We start from the raw sequence: 12817 nt of genomic DNA, 5'->3' as shown, positions 1-12817 counted from the left end.
TCCGGGCTGCGTCCCATCCACTCGCTGTAGATGATCACCTGCGGATCCGACAGGTCGGGGAGCGCGTCGAGCGGCGTCCTGCGAAGCGCATCCGCGGCCACGAGCGCGAGCGCGGCCGCCGCGCCGAACACCACCCACTTGTAGCGGACCGAGAGTTCGATGATCCGTTCGACCATGACGGCTACTTCCTTCCGGCCGGCTGCCGATGACCGGCATGCGGATCCGGCGTCGTTCCGTGCTGGTGCCCGGCGGCTCCGCCCGTGGCCCGCAGGCGGCTCTCCGAGTCGAGGAGGAAGACGCCGGCGGCGACGATCTGTTCGCCGCCGTTCAGGCCGGCGCGGATCTCGACGCGATCCGCAAGCTGCGCGCCGACGGTCACCGGCCGCGGCTCGAACATGCCGCCCGCGGCGACGAACACGTGCTGTGTGAGTCCGGTGTCGACGACGGCGTCACGCGGCACGGTGATTACGTGCTGGCCGGTGGATTGGAGCGCGGCAGTGCCGTAGAGCCCGGGCCTCAGCGCGCCGCTGGGATTCGGCACCGACAGACGGACGCGGAGCGTGCGCGTGCGTTCGCTCAGCGTCGGGTACACGAAGTCCACCCGGGCGGCGAATGGCGCGCGGCCCGACGCCGGGAAGTCCAGTTCCGCGGCGGTGCCGACGCGCACGCCCGGGATGCTCGCCTCGGGGACTTCGGCAAGCACCCACACGCGTGACAGGTCGGCAATCGTCAGCAGCGTCGTCGAGGGGTCGACCGACGTGCCGGCAGTGACCCCGCGATTCACCACCACGCCGCTGCGCGGAGCGACGACGGTCACCAGCCGGCGCGGTTCGCCTCCTCGTTCGATTGCCTCGATCTCGGCAGGCGGCATGCCCAGCACGCCGAGGCGTGTGCGGCCGCCGGCGATCACGGCGCTGGTGATCCCCGACGCCGCGGCGTTGCGTCGCGCGGCGAGGTATTCGGTCTGCGACGACAGCAGCTCCTGCGAGAAGATGTGCGCCAGCGGCTGACCGGCCTGCACGAACTCGCCGGTCGTGTTCACGTCGAGATGCTCGATCCAGCCGGCGACGCGCGTGTGCACGTGAGAGATGCGGGACTCGTCGGGGACCACCGTCGCGACCACCCGGACCGTCTGCGTCAGCGATTCGTGGCCGACCGTTTCGAGGCGGATGTCGAGCGACTGCGCCGCGTCGGCGTCCACCGGGACCCGGGAGTGAGCGGTCCCGGCACCGCTGGTCGGCACGATGCCGGCCGGGTGTTCGGGCGGCGGGGTAGACGGCGGTCGATCGAACGGCCAGCCCGATCGCGCGTGCTGCACCCAGAGGATGCCGATCAACACGACGGCCGTGGCGAGCGCCGACAGGAGCGGCGCGGCGATTCGGTGGAGAAAGCGTGTGGCGCTCATTGCCAGATCCCTTCGTACGACCCGATGGCGCGGCCGAGCCGCGCCCAGGCCAGACCGAGTTCGGTTTCCGCGGCGACCAGGTCGGCCTGCACGACCCAGAGCGCCTGCACCGCTTCGATGACGCTGACGAGTGGCAGCCGGCCGGCGGCGTAGCCGGCGACGGCCGGTTCGATTGCCATGCGGGCGCGGGGGAGCACGTTCGCGGTCAGTGCCGCGTGCCGTTCATACGCCGCCTCGAGCTGACGGACCGCGGCCGCCGCTTCACCCTCGATCATCCGCGTCATCGCGCGGAGGTCCGCTTCCGACATCGCCCGCATCGCCTGCGCCTCCGCGACGCCCGCGCGGAGCTTGCTCCGCCAGATCGGCAGGCTGACGCCGACCATCGCCATCCAGCCGCGCCCTTCCGCCATCGTGTAGGACGGTCCCGTCCGGATGGTCGCCATCGGCCGGAACATGTCGCGCATCACCTGCACCTCGGCCTCCGCGCGCGCGATTTCGGCGCGGCCGGCCGCGACCTCCGGCCGGGAGGCCAGCGCGGCTTTGATCGACGGCCAGTCGGGTGGCGGCTCGCGCAGAGGAACGGGCGCGAGGGGCGGGACGGGCGTATCGGCATCGAGCGCGAGGCTCGTGTTCAGCATCGCCTCGGCGCCTCGCACTTCGCGGATCAGGCTGCCTGCCAGGGCTTCGAGCCGCGCGACCTCGACTTCCGCGCGAAGGACGTCGGATTGCGGCGCCGTCCCGCTGGCGTATCTCGCATTCGCCGCCGTCACGACGTCCTTCGCGAACCCGATCTGCTCGTCGACCAGCGCCGCCGTGCGCCGGCGCTCCTGCAGCATCAGGTAGGCGCTCGCGGCGCCGATCCCCACGTCCAGCGTGGTGCGATTCGCTTCGGCCCGGAGGCGCTCCACGTCCGCCAGCGCCGCCGCGCGGCGGCGGCCGCGGATGCCGGACAGCGGAATCTGCTGCTCGATCGTGATGCTGACGTCGGCGCCGCCGAGCATGAACGGCAAGTGGTCGAGCGAGGGAGAGATCATCGGATCCGCGAGAGCGGAGACGATCGCGGCGCGCGCCTCGCCGGCCCGGATGCGGGCGCGGGCGGCCTGGATCTCGTCGCGCCGCTCAGCCGCGATGCGGACGACGTCGGGCAGCGCGAGCGGGGAAGGCAGCGACGGCGGCCGCTGACCGGCGACGGTCGCGGGCGCGATCGCCGCAACGACGACGATTGCCGCCAGGTGTCTGTGGACGGTTCTCACAACGGCCTCTCTCCGAATGAAGTCCCGGCCTCGAAATCGGCGCCGCCGGCGCGGCACAACCAGGCGCGCGGGCGCGTTCTCGAGGTGTGAATGGCCTGGGGTGTGTGTTACAGGCGCAGGGCGATGAGAGGTGGTCGTGTTCCGGACGCGTACTGCGGCCGCGAGTCGCGGACCGAGGCCGCGTCGCGCGGCGGCCGCGCGACGTGCGAAGGTGCCGGCACGGCGGCGTGACTGTGCCCGGCAGAGACCTCCCGCTGGACGTCCCCGCGGACGACCGCGACCGGCCGAGAGCAGGCGTCGGCGCAGCGGTCGTTCGTCGTCACGCCGGGGACGCCGCCGTGTTGGCAACGCCCGGCCGCCGCGGCGGCAGGGTGACACCATGCCGCGCACAAGACGGAGACCTCGGGTCCTGCGGCGAGGGTCAGCACGATCGAAAGGGCGAGTGCGCGCAGCACGTCGAGACTCGAACCGCAGGTACGGCAACACACGCGCCAGCCGGCAGGGACGGACGCGCGCGCAATTCCCGGCGATTTTCGCGTGGATTGAAAAGGGCTGGATCAGCGAGCGGGAGATTTTCCGCGCCGGCGCCGAGAATTCCCCGACCGGGCAAGACCCGAGCCGCACGCGGCGATGTGGTATCCTGTGATTGGCTTCTGACAGCTCGCTTTTACCGACTTCCGCATCAGATCCGAACTCGTTCGACTCTCCTGCGCTCCGTCGCCGGGCATCCCGCTCGAGCCTGCCATCAGATCAAGTGCATCCGTGAGATGCAGGAGTATCCATGAACACCAAGCTGTACGTCGGCAACCTGCCGTACGACACCACCGAGTCCGATCTTCAGACCCTGTTCGGCGGCGCCGGTCAGGTCGCCGGCGTCAACATCATGCGCGACCGGGCCACCGGCCAGGCACGCGGTTTTGCTTTCGTCGAGATGAGCGATGTCGAAGGCGCCCAGCGCGCGATCGCCACGCTCGATCAGCACCAGCTCGGGGGCCGCAGTCTCGCGGTCAACGAAGCGAAACCGCTGTCGCCGCGCTCGAACGACGGCTTCCGCGGCGGCCGGCAGCGTCGCGAATCGCGCTGGTAACAAGTACGCGACGCACCGGTCACCGCGGCCGGGGCGTCAGCGGATCGCCGGTCTTGTGCTCGGCGATCTGATACTTCAGGAACGCGTGCACAGCCTCGAGCGCGTCGCGGTCGGACGTCCGGATGTCCACGCGTCCCCCGTTGGGAGTCTCCACGTAGCGGTAGACGATCGCCGCTTTCCTGGCCGCCATCGTCACCGTCCCCGGCACGTTGCGAGCATCGTGTACCAACATGGGCGCGTCGAAGTCGCCGCTGCCGAACATCGCCGCGAGGTGGGGCAGGTGCGACCGGATGGCGTCGCGGTTCCTGGCGTCCGCGCGGTCCTTGACGGCGACGTCGATGGCACCGCCGTCGGTGAACAAGACGAAATGATGCGTGGTCCGCTCCTGGTCGAAGCCCATGACGGCATGGGCCCGCTGGTCAGCGGACCCGTGCTGATGCTGCGCGGCGGTGACCGGCGCCGCCGCGGCGCCAAGAATCGTGAACAGGCACGTGATCGGCAGTAAGCGCATGTGTGAACCTCCGTGTCTACCGTAGAGCCTGGAACGGTTCCAGGGTCAAGGGGCGGGCGGCTTCTTACCCCCCGGCGGTGTCCTGGAGCAGCTGGCGATACGTTCTCACGGCCGATTCGTACTCGCGGATGCCAATCCGCTCGTTCGCGCCGTGCGTGCGCGCCAGGTCCTGGGACGTCAGCCGCAACGGCAGGAACCGGAACACGCTGCTGCTCAGATCGGCGTAGTACCGCGCATCGGTGGCCACGGCCACGAGATACGGCGCGACGATGGCGTCGGGATGGACGCGGCGAATACCTTGCGCCAGAGTGCGGAAGATCGCGGTGCCGGTGGGGGAGATCGGCGACGGCTCGGCTGAGAACCGGCCGCCGATCGTCACCGTGACCCGTTCGTCGGCGATGGTGCTGCGCACGTACGCGAGCACGCTCGCGATGGTGTCACCGGGAAGAATGCGGAAGTTGACGACCGCTCGCGCGTAGCGCGGGAGGACGTTGTCCTTCGTGCCCGCCTGGAAGATCGTCGGCGCCGCCGTCGTTCGCACCATGGCATTGGTCGCGGGATTGGCTTCCAGCCGCCGGAGCACCAGCGGCGCGGTCAGCCAGAGGTTGCTGAAGACCGCGCGCTGCACGGCAGGGAAGTGCGGCGCGGTCCGGTCGAAGAGCTGCCGCGTCGGACCCGGGAAGCGCGCGCGCATCGGATGCTGCTCCAGGCGCGCGACGGCGGCGCTCAGGATGCCGACCGCGGTCGCTGGCGGGGGCAGCGAGGAATGGCCGCCCTGCGCGAGGGTGCTCAGCTCGATCGACACGAACCCCTTTTCGGCGATCCCGACGAGTGCAACCGGCCGCGAGGTGCCCGGCAGGATCCGCTCGGCAATCACGCCGCCTTCATCCATCACCATCTCGAGCTGTACTCCCCTGGTTTTCAGCAACGCGGCGATGCGCGCCGCCCCGCCCGATCCCCCCACTTCCTCGTCGTGGCCGTACGCCAGGTAAACCGTACGGGCCGGCTGAAAGCCTTCGGCGAGCAGCATCTCCACCGCTTCCAGCATGCCGACCACCGCGGACTTATTGTCGATTGCGCCGCGACCCCACACGAAGCCATCTGCGATCCGTCCCTCGAAGGGATGGTGCTGCCACTCGCGCTCCGTGCCGGCTTCGACGGGCACGACATCGAGGTGGCCGGCCAGGAGGATGGGCTTCAGCGTACGGTCGCGGCCCGGCCATTCGTAGAGCAGGCTGTGGCTGCCGACGGTCTCGCGGCGGAGCGTCGCGTGCGCGCGGGGGAAGGCCGACTCGAGGTGAGCGTGCAGGGCACGGAAGGGTGCGGCGTCGAAATCCGCCCGGTCTTCGGCGGAGATCGTGCGGATCCGTATCGCCGCGGCGAGGCGCTCGGCGGCGCCCGCGAGAACCGGGACCTCCGCTGCGCGCTCGACGGTGGATGGCGCAACCCGATGGCGCGCCGCAAGACTGAGCCCGGCGACGGACAGCAGCGCCGCGCCGATCAACAGGAGCAGGGTCTTCATACGCGGTTCCTCCGGCGAGCGCTAGCGGTTCACACGGAAGCGGAGCATCATCCCGCTCTCGTGGTGCTCGGCGATGTGGCAGTGCGCCATCCAGACGCCCGGGTGGCTGACGTCCAGCAGGATGTCGACGGTCTCGCCGGTTCGGACGAGAACGGTGTCCTTCCAGACCAGATTGCGATCCTCGCGTCCGTCGCGCGCCAGCACGAGGAAGCGGCCGGCGCCGTGAACGTGGAAGGGATGGTGCATCGGGTGATCGGAGTCCATCTCGTTCACGATCCGAATCTTCACCTGCTGACCGACCCGGAAGCGCCAGTCGATCGCGTCACCCTCGAGGCCCGTGTCGCGATCGATCAGCTTCCAGCGCATGTTCGCCGGCGTGGTGAGCCGGTTCACGTCGACCATGTCGTCCTCCCACTCGATACCGGCCTGTTCCGCATCGGCGGGGGCGGCAGGGGCGTGCGTGTCGCCGTGGCCGGCCGCCTCGACGAACGGCGATGGCAGCAGCTTCATTCCGCATCTCGGACAACGTCCGGGATCGCCGCTGATCACGTCCGGATGCATGGGACAGACGTAGTGGAGGGCCGCGGCACCGGCGTCGTCCGGCGCGCCCATGTCCATCTCCGCGACGAGCGCCAGCGTCTTCGCCGGTTCAGCCCCACGCAATGGGGCGAGCGCCTCGCGCATCGCGACCAGCGTGTCGTCCACGCGCAGCTGCGCATAGGTGTTCCTGAGGTCCGGTTCCGCGGCCTCCGATGCCACTGTGACCGTCCCCAGCCGGTAGGTTCGGCCGGGCGTTCGATGTTCGAGCGCCGCGTCTCCGGCGCGATCGAACAGCACGTCGACGACGGCGCGCTCCGACGGTGCGAGCACGACGCCGTCCACGAACGACTCGCGCTCGCAGCGGCCGCTGTCGCCTCCGACGAGCTTCATCCGCGCGCCGCGCACGCCGATGTCGAAGACACGGGTGTTGGCGGTGTTGGTGAGGTAGAGGCGGACCACCTCGCCGAGCCGCGCCTCGAGCGACAGCGCGGGCTCGCCGTTGGCGAGCATCACATTGCCGAAGCGGCCCATCGCCGTGTAGGTCGGGTGCAGGCGGTTGAACGGCGCGACCCGGCCGCCTTCCAGGAGAATGTCGTCGAGCGTGACCGCCAGTTCGCGGTGAGCCGGACCCCAGTAGCCGGGCTCGGATGGCAGCACCACGATGTTGCCGTAAAGACCGAGCTCCTGACCGTAGTCCTCGCGGATGTGCGGGTGATACCAGTAGACGCCCGGGTCGGGGAACGAGAGGCGATACGTGAACGTGCCGCCGACGGGAATGGGTCGCTGGGTCGCACGAGTCCCGTCGTATCTGTTCTCGATCCGCAACCCGTGCCAGTGCACCGTCGTCTCGAGGTCGCCATCGTTCACCACGCGCACGAGCACGCTGGTTCCCTGGCGCACCTGCAGGGTGGGCCCCGGAATCGATCCGTTGTAGGCGAGGAGCCGGAGCTCCGCGTTCCCGATCCGCCTGGTCACCGGGGCGAGCCGCAATTCGAATTCGTCGCCGTCCTCGAGGGGGACCGGTTCGACGGATCGAACGGCGGGCAGACCTGCGGGTTCAAAAGGAAAACGATCGTTCGACACTGCTTCTTCCATGTCACTCTCCGTCTGGTCCATCGGTCGAGCACTGCCGGCGAGCCCGACGAGTCCGGCCGCCCGGCCGTCGATCGCGACGAGCAGAACCTGCTCGCCTCGCTGTTCGAGGCGCTGCGGCCACCGGCCGAGCGCTTCGAGCGAAATCGAGAGCGCCTCGAACAATGCGCGGCTGCCCAGTGCGACGCTGTGGCCGCCCACTTCCGCCGCGATTCCGGCGGGGCTGGCATGGCGGACACGCCCGAGGCGCGGCATCTCGATACGCCGCTGGCGGGCGCTCTCGACGAGCGCAGGCGCCCAGGGAGATCCGAGCGGTTCGGCGGCGCCGGCGGCGAACGCGAGCACCGCGGATTCGTCGCGGCCGCCGACAACCACCACGGACGCCAGCCTCGGCGCCGCCGCGGCTGCCGTGGGGCTCTTCACGCGCGTCGTGTGGCCGGTCAACATGGCCTGACGATACCGGCGCGAGCCGGCGGCTGTCCTTCCGGGCGGCTGGAATTTTTCTTGTAGAATTCTTCCCCCATGCCGGAACCGGCGAGCTCCGCGTTCAGGTTCGGCCCGTTCGTTCTCGATGCCGCCGACCGATCGCTGAAGCGGGACAGCGTGCCGGTTCCCCTGACGCCCAAGCTCTTCGATCTGCTCGTCGCGCTCCTCGCCAATGCCGGACGGCTCGTCGACAAGGACACGTTGCTGCGATCGGTCTGGCCCGACGTGGCGGTCGAGGAAGGGAACCTGACCAAGGGCATTTTCAGCCTTCGCCAGGTGCTGGAACAGGACGGGACGCGGTATATCGAGACCGTCCCGAAACGCGGCTACCGGTTTGCGGCCGCCGTGAGCCGGGACGCGCCGGCGGCGTCCGCAGGGGCGTCGGCGGACGCCGCCCCTGACAATTCGATTGCCGTCCTGCCGTTCACGGACATGAGCGCGGCTCGCGACCAGGCGTTCTTCTGCGAGGGGATGAGCGAAGAGATCATCAACGCGCTCGGGCGGGTTTCCGAGCTGCGCGTCGCGTCCTACACCTCTTCACAGCGGTTCAAGGGCCAGGCGATTGACGCGAAGGCCATCGCGCGGGATCTGATCGTCGCCTGGCTCCTCGAAGGCAGCGTCCGCAAGTCGGGCGAGATGGTCAGGATCGCGGTGCAACTGGTGCGCGCCGGCGACGGGTTCACCGCGTGGAGCGGCCGGTTCGATCGGCGCCTCGAAGACATCTTCGCCGTCCAGGACGATATCGCCGGCATGATTGCGGACACGCTGACGCAGCACGTCGTGCGGCGCGCCGGTCCGCTCGTCACCTCGAAGACTTCGAGCAGCGACGCGTACGCGCTGTATCTCGAGGGGCGCTTCCTCTGGAACAAGCGGCCCGGCGACGTGGTGTGGCAAGCGCTCGATCGGTTTCAGCGCGCCGTGGAGGTCGACCCGACATTTGCTCCCGCGCATGCCGCGCTCGCCTCGGTCTACGGGACGCTTGGCGCCTGGGAGTCGGGTCTGCTTCCGCCGTCGGAGGCGCTCGCCAGGGCGAAGGCGGCGGCGGACCGCGCGCTCGCGCTCGATCCCCAGCTCGCCGCCGGCCACACGGCCGTCGGATATGCGCAATTGCACTTCGACTGGAACACCGCCGGCGCGCTCGAGGAGTTCGGCCAGGCGATCGCGCTGAATCCGGCATGGGTGGACGCGCACCACTGGCACTCGCACGCGCTCTGCGCCGCGGCGCGGTTCGGCGAGTCGCTCGGCGCCTGCCGGCGGATCGTCGAACTGGATCCGCTGAATCCGCTGATGCACGCGCATGTCGCGTGGCATCACTACATGGCGCGCGAATACGCCGCGGCGCTGGAGCAGTCGGAGCGCGTGGTGCGCATGGAGCCGGGATTTCATTGGGGTCACTTCTTCGCCGGCTGGGCGCTCGAGCGGCTGGGACGCGGCGTTGACGCAGTCGAGAGGCTGAAGGAAGCGGTGCGGTGTTCGTCGAACAGCCCGGTGATGCTCGCCGGACTTGGCCACGCGCTGGCCTCGGCACACGAACACCGGGCGGCGCGCCGGGTCGCCTCCGACCTCGAGCGGTTGCGCGGTGACAAGGGACTCTTTGCCTACGAGCTCGGCGTCATCCGCGCGGCGTTGGACGAGGTGGACGCGGCATTCGAGTGGTTCGACCGTGCGGTGCAGGAGCGGTCCGGCTGGATCGCGTACGTCCGCGTCGACCCGCGCCTCGACCAGGTGCACGGCGATCCGCGTTTCGCACAGCTCGGACGCCGCGCCGCGTCGTCGCCGGGGCGATCGGCTCAGTGAACGATCAGGAACGATCGATCTCGGCGGGCGGCGGCGGCAACGAGACTCCAGACAGGCACCTCGCCCGCTGCCGGCGACGACGAGAGACGCGCGCCGCCGGAATCCCGCAGCTCCCATGCCACCGTACCGCCGCGCGCCCATGCCGTGCCTTCGGTCCAGGCGTAGAGTGTGTCCCCCGCGGCGTTCACCGCCACGCTGGGATGTTTTCGCAGCGCGGTGCCGGACATCGCGGCCGGTGCGGAGACGCGCTCGGAGCCTGGCGTCAACACCGCAGCGTAGATCTGCTGCTGCGTCTCCCATGCGGCCACGATGTCGCTGCCGCGCAACGCCATCGCGAATGTCGTCATGGGACACGCCGGGAGCTCCCATCCGTGGAGCCGGATGGGCGGCGTGAAGCTCCCGCGGACGAGTCTGAGCCACATCGCGTCTCTGTGAGTGGATTCCCCGGCGGCGCGATACAACACGTTCAGCCGCCCGTCCCGATCCGCGAGGGTTTCCACCTGACAGCAGCCGCACAAGCCGGCGGCATCCCCGAAGGGGACCTCGCTCGAGAATCGCACGCCGTCGTCCGCAGACGCAGCGACGTAGAGCCGTCGATGTGATTCACCGTCGCGCGCGCCGGCTGCGTGCCACACGACGTAGACATGGCCGGCGCGGTCCGCCGCGACCGAACCGCCGCCGTCGAGGTGCCGCAGCTGGCTGCCGATGGCGCGTTGCGGATCGAAGGCCCGGCCGCCGGGACGCAGGCGCGCATACCACATCGGCGTCTGCCTGGCGCCGTTGCGCTCGATCGGACGTGACGCATTCCAGGCGACGTGGACGAAGCCGGTCCGGCCCAGCGCGATCTGCCCGCCGCGCACGGATCCAGTGGCGATGACGGAGCCGGCTTCGCTGTTCACGCGCAGCGGTGGCGTGAACGTCGCGGCGCCGTCCGGAAGGCGGGAATAGAACAGATCCCCGTGGGCCGGATCCCCCTTGAAGTACAGCAGGTGCAGGGTTCCGGCGTCGTCTACCACCGCCTGCGGCTGGATGCCGCCGTCGGGCGTCCGGAGGAGGGTCACGCCGGCGGCTCGCGGCGGAGCCCCGGCCGCGGCGGCGCCGGCAGCGGCGACCGCGGCGATAAGCAGCAACGCCCGGGATCGAAGATGCATCACGCCGTCATTATCGCGCGAGAGCGGGCGCGTTCAGGACGCGCGCGTTCCTGACGGTCACCGCCAGGTCGGGCCCGGGCTTCTCACCGAGGCGCGCCGCGAGGCATTCCACACCTCGCCGCACGCGCCACACCGCCAATAGGCGTGGGCGTCCGGATTGCGTGCCGTGGTCGAAATGCTGCGCGACCGGCATGTCGGACAGCACGTCGGCAGCGCGTCGGCGGCAGCCGGCGACGAGTCGTGCGCCGGGGCTTTGCGGAAATCAGAGGTCCGCATACATCCGGCCGCCACGCCACTCGAGCCCGGGAGCCGGAGTCGCGCTCGGAACTGACGCGTCGAAAGAGATCTGCACGTGGAGTTGTTCCGATCACCACCGTGAATGTCGCGGATCGACCCGGGGCCGATCACTTTGATGAGGCGGGCGGCCCGGTGGCGGCCGGAAGCTCAGGAAAGGATCTCCAGAGTATCACATCGACGGGCGGTGGTGCCCGCGAGATCCCGCGCGGCGATCGGCGTCGGGATGAAGCCGCTTTTACGCGCGCGCCGCGGCATCGCGATCGGACGCGATCGACGGGGCGCAGGAGTGGGAGGCGAACCGGGGCGGCGGCACCACCAGCCCGCAGGCCGGACACTTGACGCGGTAGTTCTGAAGGTAGCGCCACACGATTTTGTACTGATCCCGCAACGGGGCGTTGGCAGTCGACTCGCCGGTGAGCTCTGCCACCAGTCCCAACACACCATCGCGGGCGAGGAGTTGCTTGCGCACCGATGCCAGGCGCATGTCGAAGACGGCCCGGAACGCGCTGCCGAACTGATCGTTCACGTGGATCGCGGCGCGGTAGAGCGCCGCGGAACTGAGCAGACCGGCCGCGCCAATCAGCAGCGCAACGCGCGGCGTCGCGGTGTAGCGAAGACCGGGATACACCCACGGCACGGCAAGGTAGGAGATCCACAGCAGCCCGGTGACGCAGACGGCGACGCTCGAGTACAACGCACTGTCGGCGAGCGCCTGCTGGGTGTCGAGCTCCTCCCTGGCGTCTTTGTCGAGCGTCGACCAGACACGCGGAAAGAAGAAGATGGCGTCCGCACCGTAGCGGGTATACGGATACTGCTCGAACGCGGTGACGGCGTTGCCGAACCGGGTCGGAAACGCCGCGGTGTACTCGCCCGTCGCCTCGTCGAGAGGGAAGCGGCGGAGCTCGACGCTCGCCTCCTCGTAGCGCCGCCGGTGAATCGGGTTGGGGTCGATCAGGGACCGGTTGTAGTGGGATCGCTCTCTCTCCCGCCAACGCTGCAGCCGCGCCGTCTCGCGCCGGACGCCCAGCTCCCACAGTGCGTGCGGCCAGAACCGGCGCCCTTCGAACAGCATGTAGATCGGCATGTCCAGCAGCGTGACGACCCAGCCGAGAATCAGGGCGGCAACGACGCACACCACGTCGTTGTAAGCGGACGCGCCCGAGGCGTCCGCCAGCGTGAGCAGAATCGGCCGCACGCCGAGCATCAACAGAAAACCCGGCAGCAGCAGCCGAAAGATCAGCTTGACGCCGAGATCGAACGGAAGCTTCATCCGGGACGTCCTTTAATCGAAGCCTCCGCCGCCCGAGCCATGCGTCGACATGCTCGGCGCATCCCCAGCCACGCCGGCAGAGCTGTCCTCATCGTCCCACTCCACGGACGCCGCTCCCGGAGCATCTCGCCTGCCGCCTGGCGACTTCCGCGCGGAGCTTTGTGCAGGCAGGATGGCCTCGATTTCGGCGAGGTACCGTTTCAGGATCACACGCGCTTGGTGAACCTCGCCCGTTGTCTTGAGCGCCCGCAACTGCTTGAGCGTCGCCTCCAGACTCCTGGTCATCGGTTCGAGGCTCGTTGAAGGTGCGGACGCCGCGGCTCGTCGCGAGGACAGCTTCTGCGCCGCCTTCGAGATCGCCGGCTTGCGCGATGTCTGCATTCTCCTGGACTTGGCCATATGCACT

At 69.6% G+C, this 12817-nt stretch carries 10 protein-coding genes; 2 read left to right on the top strand and 8 right to left on the bottom strand.

The window, feature by feature from the left end; translation table 11 throughout:
- Window positions 1-181: 181 nt before the first annotated feature.
- Window positions 182-1405 carry an efflux RND transporter periplasmic adaptor subunit gene (locus tag VFK57_25210; GenBank protein ID HET7699043.1) on the bottom strand — a complete coding sequence of 408 codons (1224 nt, stop codon included), beginning with the start codon at window positions 1403-1405 and terminating at the stop codon, window positions 182-184.
- Window positions 1402-2658 (bottom strand): TolC family protein, encoded by a 1257-nt coding sequence (locus VFK57_25205; GenBank protein ID HET7699042.1) that lies wholly within the window; start codon window positions 2656-2658, stop codon window positions 1402-1404. Before VFK57_25205 ends, VFK57_25210 begins: the two co-directional genes overlap by 4 nt.
- Window positions 2659-3439: 781 nt before the next feature.
- Here VFK57_25205 and VFK57_25200 point away from each other — a divergent pair.
- Window positions 3440-3745, top strand: coding sequence for an RNA-binding protein (locus tag VFK57_25200; GenBank protein HET7699041.1), 306 nt, complete (start codon window positions 3440-3442; stop codon window positions 3743-3745).
- A 19-nt stretch (window positions 3746-3764) separates the two neighbouring features.
- On the opposite strand, the gene VFK57_25195 is transcribed toward VFK57_25200, so the two are convergent.
- From VFK57_25195 to VFK57_25185, 3 genes are all read right to left on the bottom strand, one after another.
- Window positions 3765-4256 (bottom strand): hypothetical protein, encoded by a 492-nt coding sequence (locus VFK57_25195; GenBank protein HET7699040.1) that lies wholly within the window; start codon window positions 4254-4256, stop codon window positions 3765-3767.
- Window positions 4257-4320: 64 nt separating this feature from the next.
- Window positions 4321-5778: a M20 family peptidase gene (locus VFK57_25190; GenBank protein ID HET7699039.1), complete on the bottom strand. Its 1458-nt coding sequence runs from the start codon at window positions 5776-5778 to the stop codon at window positions 4321-4323.
- Between the two features lie 21 nt (window positions 5779-5799).
- A complete protein-coding gene (locus tag VFK57_25185; protein HET7699038.1) occupies window positions 5800-7857 on the bottom strand; it encodes a multicopper oxidase domain-containing protein in 2058 nt (685 codons plus the stop codon).
- A 75-nt stretch (window positions 7858-7932) separates the two neighbouring features.
- Between VFK57_25185 and VFK57_25180 the strand changes: the two genes are divergently transcribed.
- Window positions 7933-9693: a winged helix-turn-helix domain-containing protein gene (locus VFK57_25180; GenBank protein ID HET7699037.1), complete on the top strand. Its 1761-nt coding sequence runs from the start codon at window positions 7933-7935 to the stop codon at window positions 9691-9693.
- On the opposite strand, the gene VFK57_25175 is transcribed toward VFK57_25180, so the two are convergent.
- From VFK57_25175 to VFK57_25165, 3 genes are all read right to left on the bottom strand, one after another.
- Entirely contained in the window at window positions 9687-10844 is a 1158-nt protein-coding gene (locus VFK57_25175; protein HET7699036.1) for a hypothetical protein, read from the bottom strand. The genes VFK57_25180 and VFK57_25175 overlap by 7 nt on opposite strands.
- Window positions 10845-11376: 532 nt before the next feature.
- Entirely contained in the window at window positions 11377-12411 is a 1035-nt protein-coding gene (locus tag VFK57_25170) for a hypothetical protein (protein HET7699035.1), read from the bottom strand.
- A gap of 12 nt (window positions 12412-12423) precedes the next feature.
- Complete coding sequence (locus tag VFK57_25165; GenBank protein HET7699034.1) at window positions 12424-12810, bottom strand: hypothetical protein; 387 nt, start codon at window positions 12808-12810, stop codon at window positions 12424-12426.
- Between the last annotated feature and the right edge of the window lie 7 nt (window positions 12811-12817).

Source organism: Vicinamibacterales bacterium (assembly GCA_035699745.1).
In the GTDB taxonomy this organism is placed as follows: Bacteria; Acidobacteriota; Vicinamibacteria; order Vicinamibacterales; family 2-12-FULL-66-21; genus JAICSD01.
Note: the sequence above shows the minus strand (reverse complement) of the source record. Positions and strands in the feature narration are given on the sequence as shown.

What these genes read in the sequence shown, in the direction of transcription:
- VFK57_25210 (HET7699043.1), bottom strand. Translation starts at nt 1,405, where the DNA reads ATGAGCGCCACACGCTTTCTCCACCGAATCGCCGCGCCGCTCCTGTCG.
- VFK57_25200 (HET7699041.1), top strand. Translation starts at nt 3,440, where the DNA reads ATGAACACCAAGCTGTACGTCGGCAACCTGCCGTACGACACCACCGAG.
- VFK57_25195 (HET7699040.1), bottom strand. Translation starts at nt 4,256, where the DNA reads ATGCGCTTACTGCCGATCACGTGCCTGTTCACGATTCTTGGCGCCGCG.
- VFK57_25190 (HET7699039.1), bottom strand. Translation starts at nt 5,778, where the DNA reads ATGAAGACCCTGCTCCTGTTGATCGGCGCGGCGCTGCTGTCCGTCGCC.
- VFK57_25185 (HET7699038.1), bottom strand. Translation starts at nt 7,857, where the DNA reads ATGTTGACCGGCCACACGACGCGCGTGAAGAGCCCCACGGCAGCCGCG.
- VFK57_25180 (HET7699037.1), top strand. Translation starts at nt 7,933, where the DNA reads ATGCCGGAACCGGCGAGCTCCGCGTTCAGGTTCGGCCCGTTCGTTCTC.
- VFK57_25175 (HET7699036.1), bottom strand. Translation starts at nt 10,844, where the DNA reads ATGCATCTTCGATCCCGGGCGTTGCTGCTTATCGCCGCGGTCGCCGCT.
- VFK57_25170 (HET7699035.1), bottom strand. Translation starts at nt 12,411, where the DNA reads ATGAAGCTTCCGTTCGATCTCGGCGTCAAGCTGATCTTTCGGCTGCTG.
- VFK57_25165 (HET7699034.1), bottom strand. Translation starts at nt 12,810, where the DNA reads ATGGCCAAGTCCAGGAGAATGCAGACATCGCGCAAGCCGGCGATCTCG.